Genomic DNA, 18,797 nt, shown 5'->3' with positions numbered 1-18,797 from the left:
GGGTCAGCCCCGCGGCGCGGGATCGTTGTCCGACAGGGCCCCGGCGGCTATCGCCGGTCCCGGCAGGCGGGCGGGCAGGGGTTCTGCGGATGAAGACGATCGGGTTCCTGTCCTTCGGGCACTGGTCGCCGGCCGGCGGGTCGGCGACGCGCAGTGCGGCCGACACACTCCTCCAGTCGATCGACCTCGCGGTCGCCGCGGAGGAGCTCGGGGCGGACGGCGCGTATTTCCGGGTCCACCATTTCGCGCGCCAGCTCGCCTCGCCCTTCCCGCTGCTGGCGGCGGTCGGCGCCCGGACGAAGCGCATCGAGATCGGCACCGGCGTCATCGACATGCGCTACGAGAACCCGTTCTCCATGGTGGAGAATGCCGGCGCGGCGGACCTCATCGCGGGCGGACGCCTGCAGCTCGGGCTCAGCCGGGGCTCTCCCGAGCAGGTCATCGACGGCTGGCGGCATTTCGGCTTCGCCCCGGGCGAGGGGGAGACGGACGCCGATATGGGGCGCCGGCACGCGGAGACCTTCCTCGATCTCCTGAAGGGAACGGGGTTCGCCGAGCCCAACCCGCGGCCGATGTTCGCCAACCCGCCGGGGCTCCTGCGCCTGGAGCCGCATTCCGAGGGGCTGCGGGACCGGATCTGGTGGGGATCGGCCTCCGACGCCACCGCGATCTGGGCGGCGCGGCAGGGCATGAACCTGCAGAGCTCGACCCTGAAGGCGGACGAGACCGGCGAGCCGTTCCACGTCCAGCAGGCCCGGCAGATCCGCCGCTACCGGCAGGCGTGGCAGGAGGCGGGGCACGCCCGCGCCCCGCGAGTCTCGGTCTCGCGCTCGATCTTCGCGCTCGTGAACGACCGCGACCGCGCCTATTTCGGGCGCGGCGCGAGCAGCGACCAAGTCGGCATCATCGACAACATGCGGGCGGTGTTCGGCCGCTCCTACGCCGCGGAGCCGGACCGGCTGATCGACGAGCTGCGCGACGACGCGGCCATCGCGGAGGCCGACACCCTGCTGCTGACGGTCCCGAACCAGCTCGGCGTCGCCTACAACGCCCACCTCATCGAGAGCCTGCTCACGCACGTGGCACCCGCGCTCGGGTGGCGCTGAGCCGCCCTGCGGACCGGGCCGTCGCGGCGCGAGACGGGCGCGGGCCAGGCCCGTCCCCGGCCCGTCAGCCTACCCATCGCCGCGAGCGTGCGGTAGCCTCCCCGTCGGCCCGGCGAGCGGCGCCGGCGCACCCAAGTCCCGTGCCTGAAGGGGTTCCCGGGGATGTCGCACGCCCTCGACTGGGCCGCATTCGCCGACGCGTGGTGCGCCGCCTGGAACGCGCACGATGTCGAGCGGGTGCTGACCCACTTCCACGACGACGTCGTGTTCACCTCGCCGGGCGCCGCGCGCATCGTCCCCGCTTCGGGCGGAACGGTGCGGGGCAAGGATGACCTGCGCGCCTACTGGACGGAGGCCCTGCGGCGCATCCCGGATCTCCGCTTCACGGTGGAGCAGGTCTTCGCGGGCATCGACACGCTGGTGATCCAGTATCGCAACCAGACAGGCGTGAGCGTCAGCGAGGTGCTCGTCTTCGAGGATGGCCGCGTCCGGGCGGGGCACGGCACCTACCCGATCGGTGTCGACAACCCGTCGGTGCCGCGGCGGGCTAGGGCCGTTCGCGATGCGGCCGCGCCGGCCACGGCGGGGCCGCCCGCATCGCAACCGGGTCCGTGCGCGTTGGTTGGCGTCGCGTGGCGAACGGGCGCGGGCCCGCTGCCCGCAGCGGGAGACGAACCATGAGTGATGGCTACCCCTCGATGACGGCGCTCCTGGGCCTTCTCGCCCTGGCAGGCTACCAGAATCGCGACAAGCTCGCGGACCTGCTGGGCGGCGCCGGTCAGACCGCGCCCGCGGGCCCCGGCGGCCCGGCGGGTGGCTCCAGCGGCGGCTCCGGTGCCGGCCTGGGCGGTCTCCTCGGCGGCCTGCTGGGCGACCGGCGCGGCGAGGCTCCCGGCGGGTTCCTGCACAGCGGCCTCGGCGAGATGCTGGACCGCTTCCAGCAGGCCGGTCACGGGGCGGCCGCCCAGTCCTGGGTCAACCCGGGACCGAACCAGGAGATCGCGCCGCACCACCTGGAGCAGGCGATCGGACCCGACGTCCTCGCGGCCCTCACCCAGCGGACGGGACTGTCCCGCGATGAGCTGCTCTCCCGGCTGTCCCGCGAGCTCCCCAGGGCCGTCGACCGCTACACGCCCGACGGACGGATCCCGGCCTGAGGTCAGGCCGGCGGACGGATCCCGGCCCGGCCCCGTGGGCCGGGACCGTCACGGTCGGCGGGGCGTGCGCGGCTTCGGCGCGGCGAGCCGGTGGGCCGCCGTCAGGGCCGACATCAGGGTCGCCTCGTCGACGATCGCGAGGTCGCACCGCGTCGCGCCCATCCGGCCCCAGCCGCCCGGAACGGGGCTGAACGCCGCCGGCACCTGCTCGCAGAAGAAGTCGCGCAGGTCCGGGTCGAACATCAGGTTGATGTCGTGGGCGACCGCGTCCAGCGTCGCGAAGGTCTTGCGCGGCGTCCGGAAGGCCGTCCTATGGAAGTGGGGGGCGGAGGTCACCGCCTCCAACGTCGCGATGAGCGCCCTCACGCGCGCGATATCGACGCCCATCGCGAGCCTCCTCCCCCGGTCCGGCGCTCGCGGAACCGCGGCCGGTATCCGAACGGACCCGCTGCCTCCGGCACCCTCGCCCGAGGGCGCTGGCTCGAGGGCCGGCCCGTCGCCCCCTGAGCGATACTCTACCAGCGGCCCGCCGCCTGGCGCGCGCGGAGCGCGAGCTCGTCCGCGCTCGGGGGTTTGCTGGCGAAACTGCCGGTCTGGACCGCCCCGTCCCGTGCGAGCACCGCGACGTGGACGCCCTTCGGCGAGTGGCTCTGCTCGACCAGCGTCCAGGTGCGGGCCGCCGCCGGGTCGTCCGCGTACCAGCGCTTCCCGCGGCCGAGCATGACCGGGAAGGTGATCAGGACGATCCGGTCGACCAGGCCCGCCGGGAGCAGCGCCGGGTAGAGCATGCTGCTGCCCTGGATGAGGAGGTCGGGTCCGTCACTCTCCTTGAGGCGCGCGACCGCCGCGACGGGATCGCCGGCGAGACGGTGGCTGTTGGTCCAGCCGAGCGCTTGGTCGGACGCGGTCACGACATGCTTGCGGATCGCGTTGAAGGTCGCGCCGATCGGCTGGTCGGCGTTGTGCGGCCAGTAGGCGGCGAAGATCTCGTAGGTTCGCCGGCCGAGCAGCAGCTCGTAATCGCCTCCCAGCAGCTTGCCCATCGGCCCGGCGAGCGACGCGTCGAAGTACGGGAAGGTCCAGCCGCCGTGCGCGAAGCCGGTCTGATCCTCCTCCGGACCGCCCGGTGCCTGGATCACGCCGTCGAGGGACTGGAAGAGGGAGCCGGTGATCTCACGCATGGGCGGAGTCTCCGCGGAGGGCGGCCTCGATCCGGGCGATGTCGATCCGGCGCATGGTCATCATGGCCTCGAACGCGCGCCGGGCCGCGGCCCGGTCGGGGTGGCTGTTCGCGTGCAGGAGCGCGCGCGGTGTGATCTGCCAGGAGAAGCCCCAGCGGTCGGTGCACCAGCCGCACGCGCTCTCCGCGCCGCCGTGGCCCACGATGGCGTCCCAGTACCGGTCGGTCTCCGCCTGATCGTCGGTCAGCACCATGAAGCTGACCGCCTGGTTGGCCCGGAAGGCGGGGCCGCCGTTCAGGCCGACGAACGGCCGGCCGAGGACCGTGAACGCGACCGTGAGTTCGTCGCCCGCGGACCCGCCGGGGAAATCCGCGGGGGCGTTCATGGGTGCGCCGACATGGCTGTCGGGGAAGGTCGCGGCGTAGAACTCCGCGGCCTTGCGGGCCTCGCCGCGGTCGAACCACAGGCAGGTCGTCAGCTTGTCGCTCGTCATGGCCGGACGCTCCTCACGCGGCTTGCCGCGGGCCGGCGAGGCCGAGCTGGTGGCCCCCCGGATCGGCGATGTTGGCCGCGTAGCTGCCGCCGGGGATCGGGTCGGGCCCCTGGAGGACCCTGCCGCCCCTGTCCCGGACCGTCGCGAACGCGGCGTCGATGTCGGCGACGTGGATGTACCAGTTCCAACGCGCCGGCGCGCCGGTGGCCGCGCTCGACATCACCGCGCCGGGGCGCAGATCGCCCCGCCCGATGAAGGCGTACTCGCCCATCTCGCCCATCGGCATGGCGCCGAGCTTCTCCCAGCCGAGGAGCGCCCCGTAGAAGGCGATGGCCGCCGCGGGGTCGGGGGTCGCGAGCTCGATCCAGACGCCGTGGCCGCGGGTCTGCTCGGTCCCGAGCGGCACCGGCCCGAAGGCCCGGCTCTCCCTGGGATGGGCCGGGTCCATCGCGGCGAAGACCGCGCCCTGCGGGTCGCTCACCATGGCGAAGCGGCCGACATGGGGGATGTCGACGGGTCCGAACCGAATCGCGCCGCCGAGATCGACCGCGCGGGCCACCAGGGCGTCGACGTCCCGCGTCGCGAGGTAGATGGCCCAGCCCGGAAGGCCGGGCGCCTCGGGCATCGGCCGCCGGATCCCGGCCACGGGCGCCCCGTCGGCCTCCGCGATCCGGTAGCCGCCGTGCTCGGGCATCGGCGACGGCGCGACGCGCCAGCCGGCGACCGGCTCGTAGAAGGCCTGCGCGGCGTCCGGGTCGGCCGCGTTCAGCTCGAACCAGATGGGGGTCCCCTCGGCGGGTGGCATCGGGCGCTCCTCCGTGACAATCGGCGCTACGGCCGCTGCGCGGCGCCCCCTAAGGCTCCGCTTTGCCCAGGCTCGCATCCTCGGTTACACAATGCAACCATGAAGTCAGAAAAAATAACCGAACGGGCGTCCGGAGCGCGCGAGCGCCTGTACGACGATGCCTGCGGCACGGCCCTCGCGCTGGAGTTCATCGGCGAGCGCTGGTCGCTGCTGATCATGCGGGAGCTGGTCTACGGCCCCCGGCGCTTCGGCGAGATCCGGGCGAACCTGCCGGGGATCAGCGCGAACGTGCTGACGCAGCGCCTGGAGAGCCTGGAGGCGGTGGGCATCGCCCTGCGCTACCGGCTGCCGTCGCCGGCCAACGTGCAGGTCTACGATCTCACCGAGTGGGGCCGCGAGGCCGCGCCCCTGATGCGCGACCTGGGCCGGTGGGCCGCCCGCTCGCCGCGGCACGACCCGAGCCTGTTCATGTCGGCGGCGTCGGCCATGATGTCGCTCGAGGCCCTCATCGACCGCGGGCGGGCGGCGGCGCTGTCGGCGACGGTCGCGTTCCACTTCCCCGGCGAGAATTTCGTCGCGACGGTGGCCGGCGGCGGGATCCGCGTGCGCCGGGGCGTCGCGGAGGCGCCCGATCTCGCCTTCACCGGCGACACGATGGCGATGCGCCGCACGATCTACGGCAAGGCGCCCCTGGACCGGGATGGCGCCGGCGGCACGCTCGCCGTCGCGGGACCGGTCGACCTGGCGCGGTCCTTCATCGACCTCTTCACCCTGCCGATCAAAGCGGGCTGACGCGCCCGTCCCGCGGCTCGCGCGGGTGGCGCAGGAACGGTCCCCGACGGCGCGCCGGGGGGCGTGCCGGGTCGGGGCAGGATTCATGGAGGCCCGGCGCGCCGGGCCGTCACTTGCGCAGCGGCACGCCCTTCGTGGTGAAGCGCTGGCCGCCGCCCGTGTAGCGGGGTCGCGGCTGGCCGCCCGTCCGGCCCGCACCGGCGCCGGTTCCCGGCGGCTGCGAGAACGGCACGAGTTGGTCCGGCCGCGGCCCGATGAGATCGGCACGGCCCATCTCCCGCAGCGCCTCGCGCAGCAGCGGCCAGTTCTCGGGGTCGTGGTAGCGCAGGAACGCCTTGTGCAGCCGGCGCTGGCGCAGGCCCTTGATCGCCTCGACCGACTCGCTGCCGCCGCGCTTCACGCCCCGCAGCGTGTTGATCTCGGTGTGGTACATCGCCGTGGCGGTCGCCATCGGCGAGGGCAGGAAGGTCTGGACCTGGTCGGCGCGGTAGTTGTTCTTCTTGAGCCAGAGCGCGAGGTGCATCATGTCCTCGTCGGTCGTGCCCGGATGAGCCGCGATGAAGTACGGGATCAGGTAGTACTTCTTCCCCGCCTCCTTGGCGGCGGCGTCGAACATCTCCTTGAACCGGTCGTAGGTGCCGATTCCCGGCTTCATCATCTTGTCGAGGGGGCCGCGCTCGGTGTGCTCGGGCGCGATCTTCAGGCGGCCGCCGACGTGGTGGGTGACGAGTTCCTTGATGTATTCGGGGCTCTTCACCGCGAGGTCGTAGCGCACGCCGGAGGCGACCATCACCTTCTTGACGCCCTTCACCTCGCGGACCTTGCGGTAGAGCCGGATCAGGTCGTCGTGCGAGGTGTTCAGGTTCGGGCAGACGTCCGGGAAGACGCAGGACGGAAGCCGGCAGGCCGCCTCGATCTTCGGATCCTTGCAGGCCATCCGGTACATGTTCGCCGTCGGCCCGCCGACATCCGAGATCACGCCCGTGAAGCCCGGGGTCTTGTCGCGGATCCGCTCGATCTCGCGCAGGATCGAGCCCTCCGAGCGGTTCTGGATGACGCGGCCCTCGTGCTCGGTGATCGAGCAGAAGGTGCAGCCGCCGAAGCAGCCGCGCATGATCGTCACCGAGAACTTGATCATGTCCCAGGCGGGGATCTTCGCGTCGCCGTAGGACGGGTGCGGGGCGCGGGCGTAGGGCAGGTCGTAGACCGCGTCCATCTCGTCGCTGCTCAGCGGGATCGGCGGCGGGTTGAGCCACAGGTCGCGGTCGCCGTGGCGCTGGACGAGCGGGCGCGCGTTGCCGGGATTGGCCTCCCGGTGCAGCACGCGCGAGGCGCGGGCATAGGCCTCCTTGTCGTCCTTGACCTCGTCGTAGGCGGGGAGCCGGATCACGGTCTCGCCGGCCCGGCGTGTGGCGGCCTCGTCCGTCGAATCGAGGTCGTCGGCGGGCAGCTCGGTGTAGTGGGCCGGCACACGGCGGAACAGGGCGACGCCCCGGATCGCGTCGAGCTGGTGCGGCGCCTCGCCGGCCGCGAGGCGGTTCGCCACCTCGACCACGGCGCGCTCGGCGTTGCCGTAGATCAGCAGGTCCGCCTTGGCGTCCGCCAGGATCGAGCGGCGCACCTTGTCGGACCAGTAGTCGTAGTGGGCGATCCGGCGCAGCGACGCCTCGATGCCGCCGAGCACGACCGGCACGTCCTTGAAGGCCTCGCGGCAGCGCTGCGTGTAGACGATGGTGCAGCGGTCCGGGCGCCGGCCGCCCTCGCCGCCGGCCGTGTAGGCGTCGTCGTGGCGCAGCCGCCGGTCCGCCGTGTAGCGGTTCACCATCGAATCGAGGTTGCCGCCGGTGACGCCGAAGAACAGGTTCGGCTTGCCGAGCGCCTTGAACGGCTCCGCCGAGTGCCAATCGGGCTGGGCGATGATGCCGACCCGGAACCCCTGCGCTTCGAGCAGCCGGCCGATGATGGCCATGCCGAAGCTCGGGTGGTCCACGTAGGCGTCACCCGTCACCAGAACAATGTCGCAGGAATCCCACCCGAGCGCCGCCATCTCGGTGCGGCTCATGGGCAGGAACGGCGCCGCAGGCCCGCGCGGCGACGGCGTGCGGACGGGGGGCGCCAGAGGGCGGTCGGCGGTCGCTTGCAGGTCCATGGTGTCCCTGCATAGGCCTCCGGGGCCGCGATCTCAACGAATGGCAGGGCGGCGGTGGCCGCGGCCGTGCCGCCCGAGGTCGCCCTGCGCCGATCCGGCGCAGGTCCGGGAGCGCCCGTGGGCCGCCGATGCCCGCCGCGTTCAGCGCGCGATCATCTCGCGGATGCGGGCGGCCAGGGCCTCCACGGCGAAGGGCTTGGTCAGCACGGCCATACCGGGCTCGAGACGCCCGTCGCCCGGCAGCGCGGTCTCGGCGAAGCCGGTGATGAACAGCACCCTCAGGTCCGGTCGGCCGACCCGCGCGGCGTCCGCCATCTGGCGCCCGTTCATGCCGCCGGGCAGGCCGACATCCGTGACGAGCAGGTCGATCCGGGCGCCCGACTGCAGCACGCTGAGCCCGCCCGCGCCGTCCGCGGCCTCGATCGCCGTGTAGCCGAGGTCGCTCAGCACGTCCGTCACCAGCATGCGCACCGTCGGCTCGTCGTCCACGATCAGCACGGTCTCGCCCGCCTCGGCCGGCGCCATCCGGCCTCTGCCCGGGTCGGGCCCGTCCGCGTCCGCCTCTCCGAAGTGCCGCGGCAGGTAGATGCACACGGTCGTACCCTGGCCGACCGTCGAGGTGATCCGGACCTGACCGCCCGACTGCTTGGCGAAGCCGTAGATCATCGACAGGCCGAGGCCCGTGCCCTCGCCCATCGGCTTGGTGGTGAAGAACGGGTCGAACGCCCGGGCGACAATCTCCGGCGGCATGCCGGTGCCGGTGTCGGACACGCAGAGCGACAGGTACGGCCCCTCCGGCATGTCCTGCGCCTCGGCCTGCTGCCGATCGATCCAGCGGTTGTCCGTCTCGATGGTGATCCGGCCGCCCTCCGGCATCGCGTCCCGCGCGTTGATGCAGAGGTTCAGGAGCGCGTTCTCCAGCTGGGACGGGTCCGCCAGGGCGGCCCAGAGCCCGTCCGCACCGACGTGCCGCACCTCGACGCCCGGCCCGACCGTGCGCTGGATCAGGTCGAGCATCCCGCGGACCAGCCGGTCGGCGTCGATGGCCTTGGGCGCCAGCGTCTGGCGGCGCGAGAACGCGAGCAGGCGGTGGGTCAGCGCCGCGGCCCGCCGGGCGGCGCCCTGGGCGGCGGCGATGTACTTGCCGACATCCTTCGACCGGCCCTGGTTGATCCGGGCCTCGATCAGCTCCAGCGAGCCCGAGATGCCCGCCAGCAGGTTGTTGAAGTCGTGCGCCAGCCCGCCTGTGAGCTGGCCCACCGCCTCCATCTTCTGCGACTGGCGCAGCGCCTCCTCCATGCGCGCCCGCTCCTCTCCGGCCTGCCGCAGCCGGTCTGCCGCCGACTGGAGATCGCGCGTCCGCTCCTCGACGCGGACCTCCAGCGACGCGTTGAGCTGGCGAATCTCGTCCTGCGTGCGGCGCTGCCGGTAGGCCGCGAAGGCCAGGAGGGCAGTGGCGAACAGGCCGCCGCCGCAGACGAGCCAGATCTCCGGCAGCGCCGAGCCGCGCCGGGGCGAGACGCGCTGCGCGAACGCGACGGTCCAGGTGCGGCCGCCGAGCTCGAGATGCGCCTCGCGGGTGAGGCGCCCGGCCCCCGCCGCGGAGGCCCGCGCCGAGCGGTGCAGCAGGGTCGCCTCGCTCGGTGCGCCGTCGTAGATGGCGAAGGCCGCGTCCTCCTCGGCCTCCGCCGCCACGATGCTGTTGAACAGGTCGTCCGCCCGGAAGGCGCCGAAGACGAAGCCCAGGAAGCGCTGCCGCCGCGCCTCGAGGTCCGGCGGGACGGCGCCGCCGGCATAGACAGGCATGGCCACGAGGAAGCCCGCCTGCTTGTTCGCGTCGATCTCCTGGACGAGCTGGATCCGCGCCGAGGCGGCCGGCCGGCCCGTGTCGCGGGCGCGCTCCACCATGTCACGCCGCACCGGGTCCGACATCACGTCGTAGCCGATGGCGGCGAGGTTGCGCGGGTTCGGCGGCTCGGCGAACAGGACCGGGCTGATCATCGGGTTGTCGGTCGGCGGGCGCACCCGGGCATTCTCGACGCCCAGGGCCGCGGCCCGCGCGGCGAACGACTCGCGCGCGGCGGCGGGCAGGGTCGGCGTGAAGCCGATGCCGAGGAAGCCGGGATAGAGGCGCTGCAGCTCGATCCGCTGCACGTAGGCCCGGAACTGGGCCAGCGTGACCGTGTCGCCCTCGGCGGCGAACAGGCCGGCGGCGCCGCGCAGCAGGGCCGTGTAGGTGCGGAACTGGTCCTCGACCGTGCGCAGCTCGATCTCGGTGGCGTGCTCGAAGGTCAGGCGGTCGCGCAGCGCCGCCGCCTGCCACGTGAGGGCGGTGCTCAGCCCGGTCGCCAGCAGGCCGGCGGCCAGGATCGCGGGCGCGATCCACCGCGCCGCGCCCGCCCCGCGGCGGGCCGCGGTCGCGACAGGACCCTGCGATGAGGAGAGGTGGGGCAAAGGGCGAGACCGGACTTCGACAGCGGCCCAGCGACGCGGGCCTGCCCCGGGATGCAAGGCTATGGTGGCGTCACAGGGGCGGTTCTGCGCGGCGCGCTCAGGGCGCGCGGCACTCCATCGCCGACGCGGCCTCGATCACGCTGAGCGCCCGGCGCCGCACTTCCAGCGCCGCGTCCGGGCTGTCCGAGACGGCGGAGGCCTCGCGCTTCAGCGCCGCGTCGCAGCCGCACGAACGGTATCCCGCCGCGTCGTAGCAGGCGTCGTGGCGCATGCACGCCGCGTCGAGGGCGTCGGTCGGCGGCAGCCCCTCACCGCGCTGCCCCGTGCCGCAGTAATTGCCGTGGAACAGCTCCTTGCCGGCGATGACCCGGCCCAGGTCGCCCTTCGGCGGTGCCGGGGCCTCGGCCTTCCCGCTCGGGTTCAGATCGTTGGCCGGCCCGCCCGCCTTCGCCCCGGAGGAGCGCAGGGCCTTCGGGATGCCGGAGCGCTCGCCGGGCTCGTTCAGGGCCTCGCCGGCCCGGCCGTTCGGGTCCGAGATATCCGGGAGCGGCGGGGGCGGCCCCGGGCGGGGCTCGCCCGGCTCGACGGTCGCGGCGGGCAGGTCCCGGACATCCCGCACGTCCTCGGCGCTCCGGACGCCCTGGACGCCCTGAACCCCTTGCGGGTCCCGGAGACCCTGCGCCCCGGACGCGTGCGGGCAGACGACGAGCAGCAGCCCGAGCGGTGCGAGGAGTGACAGTCTCACGGATGGCCCCCGATTCAGCCGCCCCTCAACTCGAAGCTCGGCTTTACCGTTCCGGGATTTCGCCCGCCACGGTTACGGCGGCCTTGCGCGGGGACGCAGGACCGCGGGTCGGCGCGGTCCCGTGCGCGGGCGCACGGGGGTCCGTCCCGCCTGTTGGACCGCGGGTTCGCGGCTCCCACATCGCGGGGTAACGCGGCCGGGATGATCCCGGCGACGGATCAACGCTGGACCTCCGCCATGACCTCTCGTCTTCTGATCGGCGCCGTGATCGGAATCGGCCTGTCCGGGCCCGCCCTGGCGCAGAGCTTCACCGCCCCCGCCGGCATCCCGGCCGTCACGGCGCCCGGCGGTCTCCAGGGCCGCGCGACGCCCGCGGATCTGCGGACCGCGCCGGCCGGGCGCGCCGGTGTCCTCGACGCTGACGGCAGGCCCGCGTCGGCGATCGGAACCGTCGATCCGCGGCGCCCGCATCCCCCGCGCTAGGGCGCGCCGCGCCGGGGGCTCGCCGGATCAGTCCCGGCCGGCCTCGTCCGGCGCGGTGATCGCCTTTGCGGGCGCGCCGAGGGCGCGCGAGACCGCGGCGGCGCCCTTTCGCACCCGCTCGCCGATCGCGCGCAGCTTCTCGTCGGACAGCCGGTGCGTCGGCCCCGACACCGAGATCCCCGCGATGGCCTCGCCGTGGACGTTGAGGATCGGGGCGGCGACACAGCGCATCCCGATGCTCCGCTCCTCGTCGTCGATCGCGTAGCCCCGGCGGCGGGTCGCCTCGACGTCGTCGCGCAGCCCCTCCATCGAGCCGATGGTCTTGTCGGTGAACCGCGCGAAGGTCTTCCCCCGGAACAGGCGCTCGGTCCGTGCCGGCGCGTAGGTGCTCAGCAGCGCCTTCCCGATGCCCGACGCGTGCAGCGGCGACAGGGAGCCCGGGGGGAAGAAGGCGCGGATCGTCTCGTGGGTCTCCACCTGGCTGACGAACAGGACGTTGCCGTCCTTCTCGACGCCGAGATTGGAGGTCTCGCCGGTCTCCTGCATCAGCGTCCACATCATCGACCGGCTCCGCTCGACGACGTTGTGGCGGCGCAGGAACGCCGATCCGAGCCGGTAGGCCTCCGCGCCGACGTGCCACTCCTGCTTGTCGGCGCTGATCTCGACGAGGCCACGGCGCTCGAGCGTCGCGAGCACCCGGTGCATCGTCGCGACCGATTGCTCGAGCCGGCCGGCCAATTCCGACAGCGTCAGCCCGTCGCCGCCCGCCAGGACGTCGAGGACGTCGAGGGCGCGGTCGAGCGCCTGGATGGTCGCCGCGGGCTTGGCGCCGCCGAACCCCTTCGGCCTCCCGCGGCGCCGACTTCCCGAATCCATGGCGTCCCCACCCTCGCCGATCCCGGCCACTCCGTAGGGTGAAAAATTTTTTCTCACAACGGAAAAAGGTAAAGCCCTGCCGGGTCGCGTCTTTTCGCGCTCCACGCATCGCTGAAAAAGTTTTTCAAGAAAATATCAAACCGGTTCCGGCGGTGCTATCGTTCCCGTATTGGAGGAGAGCGCCGCCGATGTTCGCACAGAATCCCGTCTTCATTCCCGGTCCGACCAATATGCCGGAAGTGCTTCGCCGCGCGGCCGACATGCCGACTCTGGATCACCGGTCGCCGCTCTTCGCGCAGATCCTTCATCCGGCCCTCGCCGGCGTGAAGAAGGTCCTGAAGAGCGATGACGCCGAGGTGTTCATCTTCCCTTCGACGGCGACGGGCGGTTGGGAGACCGCGCTCTCCAACACGCTCAGCGCCGGCGACGCGGTGCTGGCGGCGCGCCACGGCATGTTCAGCCACCGCTGGATCGACATGTCCCGCCGCCACGGCCTCGATGTCCGGGTGATCGAGGCCCCGTGGGGCGAGGGGCTTCCGGCGGACCGCTTCGCCGAGGCCCTCGCGGCCGACACCGCGCACCGTATCCGGGCCGTGCTGGTCACGCACAACGAGACGGCGACCGGTGTCCGCTCGGACGTCGCCGCCGTGCGCCGCGCGCTGGATGCCAGCAACCACCCGGCCCTGCTGCTGGTCGACGGCGTCAGCTCGATCGCCTCGATGGATTTCCGCATGGACGCGTGGGGCGTCGATGTCGCCGTGACCGGCTCGCAGAAGGGCTTCATGCTGCCCGCGGGCCTCGCTATCGTGGCGTTCTCGCCCAAGGCCATGGCCGCCACGGCGACGGCCACGCTGCCGCGGACCTATTTCGACATCCGCGACATGGCGAAGGGCTACCCGAACGGCGCCTATCCCTACACGCCGGCGGTCGGGCTCCTGAACGGCCTGAAGCTGTCGACGGAACTGCTGCTGGCCGAGGGGCTCGACACCGTCTTCGCCCGGCACCGCCGCATCGCGGACGGGATCCGCGCCGCCGTCGCCGCCTGGGGCCTGGAGCTCTGCGCCGCGCGCCCGGACCTCTACTCGGACACGGTGAGCGCGATCCGCACCCCGGAGGGCTTCGACGCGACCCGGATCGTCACCCACGCGGCGCGCCACTACGACGTCGCCTTCGGGGTCGGCCTCGGCGAGGTCGCCGGGAAGGTCTTCCGCATCGGCCATCTCGGCAGCCTGACGGACGTGATGGCGCTGTCGGGGATCGCCGCGGCCGAGATGGCGATGGCCGATCTCGGCCTGCGCATCGAGCTGGGATCGGGGGTCGCGGCCGCGCAGGCGGTGTACCGCCGCGGCCCGGCCGCCGGCCTGCGCGCGGCCGCCTGAGGGAGAGCGCCATGGACAGCGCCCTGATCACGCCCACCCTCGACGACGTCCTGGCCGCCCACGAGCGCATCCGGCCCTACATCCACGAGACGCCGGTGCTGACCTCGCGGATCATCGACGAAGCGGCCGGCGCACGGCTGTTCTTCAAGTGCGAGAACCTGCAGAAGGCCGGCGCCTTCAAGGCGCGGGGCGCCTCGAACGCCGTCTTCAGCCTCACCGACGCGCAGGCCGCGCGGGGGGTGGCGACCCACTCCTCCGGCAATCACGGTACCTGCCTGTCCTACGCGGCGGGCCGGCGCGGCATCCCCTGCACGGTGGTGATGCCGCGCACCGCGCCCCAGGCGAAGAAGGACGCCGTGCGCGGCTACGGCGGCCGGGTGGTGGAGTGCGAGCCGTCCACCTCCTCCCGCGAGGCGGTCTTCGCCGAGGTGGTCGCCGAGACCGGCGCGGAGTTCGTGCACCCCTACAACGATCCCCGGGTCATCGCCGGGCAGGCGACCTGCGCCCGCGAGCTGATCGCGCAGGTCCCGGGTCTCGACGCGGTGATCGCCCCGATCGGCGGCGGCGGCATGGTGTCGGGCACCTGCCTGACGCTCGCCGGGCTCGCCCCGCAGATCGCGGTCTACGCGGCAGAGCCCGAGCAGGCCGACGACGCCCATCGCAGCCTGAAGGCCGGTCGGATCATCGCCGACGACGCGCCGGTGACGGTCGCGGACGGGCTCAAGGTGCCGCTGAAGGACCTCACTTGGCACTTCGTCCGCCACCACGTCGCGGATATCCTCACGGTCTCCGAGGCCGAGATCGTCGCGGCGATGCAGCTGATCTGGAAGCGGCTGAAGATCGTCATGGAGCCGTCGAGCGCCGTCGCCCTGGCGGCGGTGCTGAAGAACCGCCCCGTCTTCGCGAACAAGCGGGTGGGCGTGATCATCACGGGCGGGAACGTCGATCTCGACGCGCTGCCCTGGCAATAACGGGAGGTCCACGATGCACATGAACGCCCGATCCGCCGATCTGGAAGTCGGCTTCGACGTCCCCGCGCTGCCCGGCATGCGCGAGGACGAGATCCAGACGCCCTGCCTGATCGTCGATCTCGACGCGCTGGAAGGCAACATCCGCAAGATGGGCGACTACGCGAAGGCGCACGGGATGCGCCACCGTGCCCACGGCAAGATGCACAAGTCCGTCGACATCCTGAAGCTCCAGCAGAGCCTCGGCGGCGCCTGCGGCGTCTGCTGCCAGAAGGTCTCGGAGGCGGAAGTCTTCGCCCGCGCGGGCATCAAGGATATCCTGGTCTCGAACCAGGTGCGCGACCCGGGCAAGATCGACCGTCTGGCGCGGCTGCCGCTCCACGGCGCCCGCATCATCGTCTGCCTCGACGACGTCGCGAACGTCGCCGACCTCTCGGCGGCGGCGCAGCGGCACGGCACGCAGCTCGACTGCTTCGTCGAGATCGATTGCGGCGCCGGCCGCTGCGGCGTGAGGACCACGCCCGAGGTGGTGGCGATCGCAAAGGCCGTGGCGGCCGCGCCGAACCTTCGCTTCGCCGGACTCCAGGCCTACCAGGGCGCCATGCAGCACATCGACGGCTACGAGGAGCGGCGGGCCAAGCTCGACGCGGCCATCGCCCAGGTGCGCGACGCCGTCGAGGCGCTGAACCGGGAGGGCCTCGAGCCGGAACTCGTGAGCGGCGGTGGCACCGGCAGCTACTATTTCGAGGCCGCATCCGGCGTCTACAACGAGCTGCAATGCGGCAGCTACGCCTTCATGGACGCCGATTACGGTCGCATCCGTGACCGGGACGGCAAGCGCATCGACGCGGGCGAGTGGAAGAACGCCCTGTTCATCCTCACCAGCGTGATGAGCCACGCCAAGGCCGACAAGGCGATATGCGACGCGGGTCTGAAGGTGCAGTCGGTCGATTCCGGCCTGCCGTTCGTCTTCGGCCGCGACGACGTGACGTACATCAAGTGCTCGGACGAGCACGGGGTGATCGAGGATCCCGAGGGTAAGCTGAAGGTCAACGACCGTCTGCGTCTCGTGCCAGGCCACTGCGATCCGACCTGCAACGTCCACGACTGGTATGTCGGCGTGCGCGGCGGCCGGGTCGAGACGCTCTGGCCGGTCTCGGCCCGCGGCAAGGCCTACTGACGCACCCTGCACACTGTCCGTCATCGCGAGCGCGGCGCAGCGATCCGGCGAGGCGCCGCGCCTGGACGGGACCCGCTGCCCCGGCTCGCCTCGCTCCGCCCGCGATGACGGAGGCGACATGCCGGCTCATGAACCGAGGACACATCCGCGATGATCATCGTTCCCGAGCACGCGATCGACGGGCTCTTGACCGAGGCGGAGTGCTTCGGCGCCGTCGAGCAGGTCTTCGCCTCCATGGCGCGGCGGCGGGCCGGCAACTTCCCGGTCGTCCGGGAAGCCATCGGCCACGCCGACGCGCTCTACGGCTTCAAGTCGGGCTTCGACCGTGACAGCCTCGCGCTCGGCCTCAAGGCCGGCGGCTTCTGGCCCGGCAACGCCGCGAAGGGCCTGACCAACCACCAGTCGACGGTGTTCCTGTTCGACGCCGATACCGGCCGCTGCCGGTCCGTGGTCGGGGGCAACCTCCTCACGGCGCTGCGCACGGCCGCGGCCAGCGCCATCTCCATCCGGCACCTCGCCCGTGAGGACGCGCGCGTGCTCGGCATGATCGGCGCAGGCCACCAGTCGGCGTTCCAGCTGCGGGCGGCGCTGGCGCAGCGGCCGTTCGAGCGGGTCCTCGCATGGAACCTGCATCCGGGCATGTTCGGCCGGATGGAGGCGGTGGCGCGGGAGCGCGGCGTGCCGTTCGAGGCGGTGGACCTCGACCGGCTCGGGGCCGAGGCCGACGTCGTCGTGACGATCACGTCCTCGTTCGCGCCGATCCTGAAGGCCGCGCAGGTCCGGCCGGGCACGCACGTCGCCTGCATGGGGACGGACACGCGCGGCAAGCAGGAGGTCGAGGCCGAACTGCTCGCGGGCGCGACGGTCTTCACCGACGAGGTCGCGCAGTCGGTCAGCATCGGCGAGGCGCAGCACGCCGTCGCGCGGGGGCTCCTCGCCGCGGATTCCATCGTGGAGATCGGGGCAGTGATCAACGGCGATCATCCCGGCCGCGTCTCGGAGTCCGAGATCACCGTCTTCGACGGCACCGGGGTCGGGCTGCAGGACCTCGCGGTCGCCGCGGTGGCGGTCGACCGCGCGGTGGCCAAGGGGCTGGCGACGGAGGTGGATGTCTGACCAGCTCGGCGGGCGCCGCCCACGGGTGCGAGAACGCTGACGCCGATGAAGGGCGCGACGCGCCCGATCCTGAAGCTGCGCCGCCGACCCCGATGTCCGAATCCACGAGCCCCTCTGCGGAGGATGAGTAGGGCGGCCTACGCCTCGCCGCGCACCAGGGCCGCCGCGAGGGCGTTGTGGCGGGCGGCCAGCGCCGCGGTGTCGAGGGTGGTCAGGCGGCCCTCCCGCACCACGATCTTCCCGTTGATGACGCTCCAGGCCACCGTCTGCGGCGCGCAGAAGGTGAGGGCGGCGACGGGGTCGTGCAGCGCCCCCGCCATGCCGAGGCCGCGCAGGTCGAAGGCGACGATGTCGGCCGCCATGCCGGGGGCCAGGGCGCCGATATCGTCCCGGTTCAGCACCTTCGCGCCGCCGAGCGTCGCGATCTCCAGCGCCTCCCGCGCCTTCATGGCCCCCGGTCCGGAGCCAACGCGGGCGAGCAGCATGGCCTGCCGCGCCTCGCCCAGCATGTGCGACCCGTCGTTGGAGGCCGAGCCGTCGACGCCGAGCCCGACCGGCACGCCCTCGCACCGCATCTGCCGGATGGGCGCGATGCCCGAGGCGAGGCGCATGTTGGAGCAGGGGCAGTGCGCCACACCGGTCCCGGTCCGGCCGAACAGCGCGATGCCGGCGCGGTCGAGCTTGACGCAGTGGGCGTGCCACACGTCGGGGCCCGTCCAGCCCAGGTCGGCGGCGTACTCCGCCGGGGTCATCCCGAACTTTTCCAGGCTGTAGCGGACGTCGTCGTCGTTCTCGGCGAGGTGGGTGTGGAGCGAGACGCCGTAGTGCCGGGCCAGTTCGGCGGCATCGCGCATCAGGCCGCGGCTCACCGAGAACGGTGAGCAGGGCGCCACCACGATCCGGCGCATGGCGAAGCGCTCCGGATCGTGCCAGCGCTCGATCAGCCGGCGCGTGTCGTCGAGGATCGCCGCCTCGTCCTCGACGACCGAGTCCGGCGGGAGTCCGCCCGCGCTCTCCCCGACGCTCATCGCGCCGCGGGCGGCGTGGAAGCGCATGCCGATCGCCTCGGCGCCCTCGATCGAATCGTCGAGCCGGCAGCCGTTCGGGTAGATGTAGAGGTGGTCGCTCGACGTGGTGCAGCCCGAGAGGATCAGCTCGGCCATCGCGGTCTGCGTCGAGACGCGGACCATCTCCGGCGTGAGCCGGGCCCAGATCGGGTAGAGCGCCTTCAGCCAGCCGAACAGCTCGGCGTCCTGCGCGGCCGGCACCGCGCGGGTGAGCGTCTGGTACATGTGGTGGTGGGTGTTCACGAGGCCCGGCAGCACCGCGTGGCCGCGCATGTCGAGGACGGTGTCGGCCCGCTGCGGCACCTCGGCGGCGGGGCCGACGGCGACGATGCGGTTGTCCTCCACGTAGACCGCGCCGCCGGGGATCTCCCGGCGCTGCGCGTCCATCGTCACCAGGATGTCGGCGTTCGTCAGCAGCAGGGAGGTCATCGCGTCTCTCCGGGTGCGCCCTGGAGGCCGCGCCGGATGGGCCGCGCCGCCTCGCCACGGCCAGATGCCGCCCTCTGGCGGCAGGAACGCCGTGCCGGGCGCACCGTCTCGGGGCCGTCAGCGGGCCGCAGCATACGGCAGCCGCGAGCGCTCACCTTGGCGATTTTTCGCGAAGTGCTTCCGAAATCCCGGCATGGCGTTCGCGGCCAGCCATGCAAGGTTTGAGAGCCAGCCAAGTCGGCAGCGCATGACCCCGGAGCGGCCGCCGAGAGCCCGCTCCCCCGCCCCCGGGTGGGCCGCCACGGCCCGCCCTGCGACTGGCCCCACACCCGCTCCTGGCGGCCCGGACCCGGAAGAGGTCCGGCCACCGCTGCCGGGTCCCTGACGACACCATCACGGGACGACGCCTCGACAGGT

General features: G+C 72.7%; 18 protein-coding genes. 9 read left to right on the top strand and 9 right to left on the bottom strand.

What is annotated here, in order from left to right:
• Positions 1-89 precede the first annotated feature (89 nt).
• The 3 genes from ACLBXO_RS20045 (at position 90) to ACLBXO_RS20035 (ending at position 2,263) form a co-directional block, all read left to right on the top strand.
• Positions 90-1,106, top strand: a complete 1,017-nt coding sequence (locus tag ACLBXO_RS20045) for an LLM class flavin-dependent oxidoreductase (RefSeq protein ID WP_447686445.1) — start codon at positions 90-92, stop codon at positions 1,104-1,106.
• A 162-nt stretch (positions 1,107-1,268) separates the two neighbouring features.
• Entirely contained in the window at positions 1,269-1,787 is a 519-nt protein-coding gene (locus ACLBXO_RS20040; RefSeq protein WP_447686444.1) for a nuclear transport factor 2 family protein, read from the top strand.
• The gene (locus ACLBXO_RS20035; RefSeq protein WP_447686443.1) at positions 1,784-2,263 is read left to right on the top strand and encodes a YidB family protein; all 480 of its coding nucleotides are present in this window, start codon (positions 1,784-1,786) and stop codon (positions 2,261-2,263) included. The genes ACLBXO_RS20040 and ACLBXO_RS20035 overlap by 4 nt, the downstream gene beginning before the upstream one ends.
• Positions 2,264-2,311: 48 nt before the next feature.
• On the opposite strand, the gene ACLBXO_RS20030 is transcribed toward ACLBXO_RS20035, so the two are convergent.
• From ACLBXO_RS20030 to ACLBXO_RS20015, 4 genes are all read right to left on the bottom strand, one after another.
• Entirely contained in the window at positions 2,312-2,650 is a 339-nt protein-coding gene (locus tag ACLBXO_RS20030; protein WP_331318976.1) for an MmcQ/YjbR family DNA-binding protein, read from the bottom strand.
• A 128-nt stretch (positions 2,651-2,778) separates the two neighbouring features.
• On the bottom strand, positions 2,779-3,444 hold the full coding sequence (locus ACLBXO_RS20025; RefSeq protein ID WP_331318975.1) for a dihydrofolate reductase family protein: 666 nt from the start codon (positions 3,442-3,444) through the stop codon (positions 2,779-2,781).
• Complete coding sequence (locus ACLBXO_RS20020) at positions 3,437-3,937, bottom strand: VOC family protein (protein WP_447686442.1); 501 nt, start codon at positions 3,935-3,937, stop codon at positions 3,437-3,439. The genes ACLBXO_RS20025 and ACLBXO_RS20020 overlap by 8 nt, the downstream gene beginning before the upstream one ends.
• Before the next feature lie 13 nt (positions 3,938-3,950).
• Positions 3,951-4,742: a VOC family protein gene (locus ACLBXO_RS20015; RefSeq protein ID WP_447686441.1), complete on the bottom strand. Its 792-nt coding sequence runs from the start codon at positions 4,740-4,742 to the stop codon at positions 3,951-3,953.
• A gap of 99 nt (positions 4,743-4,841) precedes the next feature.
• Here ACLBXO_RS20015 and ACLBXO_RS20010 point away from each other — a divergent pair, with 99 nt between their 5' ends.
• Positions 4,842-5,534, top strand: coding sequence for a winged helix-turn-helix transcriptional regulator (locus ACLBXO_RS20010; RefSeq protein ID WP_331318972.1), 693 nt, complete (start codon positions 4,842-4,844; stop codon positions 5,532-5,534).
• Between the two features lie 109 nt (positions 5,535-5,643).
• Here the strand turns inward: ACLBXO_RS20010 and ACLBXO_RS20005 are convergent, their stop codons facing one another.
• From ACLBXO_RS20005 to ACLBXO_RS19995, 3 genes are all read right to left on the bottom strand, one after another.
• On the bottom strand, positions 5,644-7,683 hold the full coding sequence (locus ACLBXO_RS20005; protein WP_447686440.1) for a YgiQ family radical SAM protein: 2,040 nt from the start codon (positions 7,681-7,683) through the stop codon (positions 5,644-5,646).
• A gap of 141 nt (positions 7,684-7,824) precedes the next feature.
• Entirely contained in the window at positions 7,825-10,137 is a 2,313-nt protein-coding gene (locus tag ACLBXO_RS20000; protein WP_447686439.1) for a CHASE domain-containing protein, read from the bottom strand.
• A gap of 97 nt (positions 10,138-10,234) precedes the next feature.
• Positions 10,235-10,882 (bottom strand): hypothetical protein, encoded by a 648-nt coding sequence (locus ACLBXO_RS19995; RefSeq protein ID WP_447686438.1) that lies wholly within the window; start codon positions 10,880-10,882, stop codon positions 10,235-10,237.
• A 237-nt stretch (positions 10,883-11,119) separates the two neighbouring features.
• Between ACLBXO_RS19995 and ACLBXO_RS19990 the strand changes: the two genes are divergently transcribed.
• Positions 11,120-11,365: a hypothetical protein gene (locus ACLBXO_RS19990; RefSeq protein ID WP_447686437.1), complete on the top strand. Its 246-nt coding sequence runs from the start codon at positions 11,120-11,122 to the stop codon at positions 11,363-11,365.
• A gap of 27 nt (positions 11,366-11,392) precedes the next feature.
• Here ACLBXO_RS19990 and bhcR read toward each other — a convergent pair whose 3' ends face one another.
• Positions 11,393-12,241, bottom strand: a complete 849-nt coding sequence (gene bhcR, locus ACLBXO_RS19985; RefSeq protein WP_447686436.1) for an HTH-type transcriptional regulator BhcR — start codon at positions 12,239-12,241, stop codon at positions 11,393-11,395.
• Positions 12,242-12,429: 188 nt separating this feature from the next.
• Between bhcR and bhcA the strand changes: the two genes are divergently transcribed.
• The 4 genes from bhcA to bhcD all read left to right on the top strand — a co-directional run bounded on the left by bhcA (position 12,430) and on the right by bhcD (position 16,884).
• The gene (gene bhcA, locus ACLBXO_RS19980; protein WP_447686435.1) at positions 12,430-13,620 is read left to right on the top strand and encodes an L-aspartate--glyoxylate aminotransferase BhcA; all 1,191 of its coding nucleotides are present in this window, start codon (positions 12,430-12,432) and stop codon (positions 13,618-13,620) included.
• 11 nt (positions 13,621-13,631) lie between these two features.
• Complete coding sequence (gene bhcB / locus ACLBXO_RS19975) at positions 13,632-14,591, top strand: beta-hydroxyaspartate dehydratase BhcB (protein ID WP_447686434.1); 960 nt, start codon at positions 13,632-13,634, stop codon at positions 14,589-14,591.
• A 19-nt stretch (positions 14,592-14,610) separates the two neighbouring features.
• Positions 14,611-15,768, top strand: a complete 1,158-nt coding sequence (gene bhcC, locus ACLBXO_RS19970) for a 3-hydroxy-D-aspartate aldolase BhcC (RefSeq protein ID WP_447686433.1) — start codon at positions 14,611-14,613, stop codon at positions 15,766-15,768.
• Positions 15,769-15,918: 150 nt separating this feature from the next.
• Positions 15,919-16,884 carry an iminosuccinate reductase BhcD gene (gene bhcD / locus ACLBXO_RS19965; protein WP_447686432.1) on the top strand — a complete coding sequence of 322 codons (966 nt, stop codon included), beginning with the start codon at positions 15,919-15,921 and terminating at the stop codon, positions 16,882-16,884.
• A 137-nt stretch (positions 16,885-17,021) separates the two neighbouring features.
• On the opposite strand, the gene ACLBXO_RS19960 is transcribed toward bhcD, so the two are convergent.
• The gene (locus ACLBXO_RS19960) at positions 17,022-18,380 is read right to left on the bottom strand and encodes an 8-oxoguanine deaminase (RefSeq protein WP_331319105.1); all 1,359 of its coding nucleotides are present in this window, start codon (positions 18,378-18,380) and stop codon (positions 17,022-17,024) included.
• Positions 18,381-18,797: the final 417 nt, after the last annotated feature.

This window comes from Methylobacterium sp. C33D, from assembly GCF_053345825.1.
The sequence above is the reverse complement of the archived record's forward strand: the minus strand, read 5'-3'. Positions and strand labels throughout refer to the sequence as shown.